The organism is Photobacterium chitinilyticum (assembly GCF_004104355.1).
GTDB lineage: Bacteria > Pseudomonadota > Gammaproteobacteria > Enterobacterales > Vibrionaceae > Photobacterium > Photobacterium chitinilyticum.
The window spans coordinates 1-352 of sequence record NZ_RJLM01000285.1 but is presented as its reverse complement, the minus strand read 5'-3'; the positions used below and the strand labels follow the sequence as shown (position 1 = coordinate 352).

1 protein-coding gene is annotated in these 352 nt (G+C 34.1%); it reads left to right on the top strand.

Annotated elements, in window-relative coordinates; genetic code table 11:
- The coding region (locus tag EDI28_RS28315; protein WP_164918655.1) for a hypothetical protein at positions 1-352 on the top strand (352 nt) is incomplete at both ends.

The window sequence follows — 352 nt, the reverse complement described above, 5'->3', positions numbered from 1 at the left end:
ATGACAGTTCAGAGTTAGATGAAATCCAGAATTCTTGTGAGACAACAGTTCCTAATCAACCGATTTATCAGAATTCTCATGCTATTGTACCAGGTATGACTTTTCCTAATGATTCACATATTTCTAATGAAATTACTTGCAATTCTGAGGAAAATATGTTAAATGAACCTAATCATGATCGAAAACCTGATGTGGTTTGGATAGATGCTGATTTTTCTAACGATCCTACGCTCTGCAATGACAGTCCTAATGAATTTCATGAGAATATTTCAGAAGAATCAAAACCTAATGTCGTATCATATATTACCTCTCCTCATAATGCATTTGATCCTTGTGAAAAACCTGCTCAATG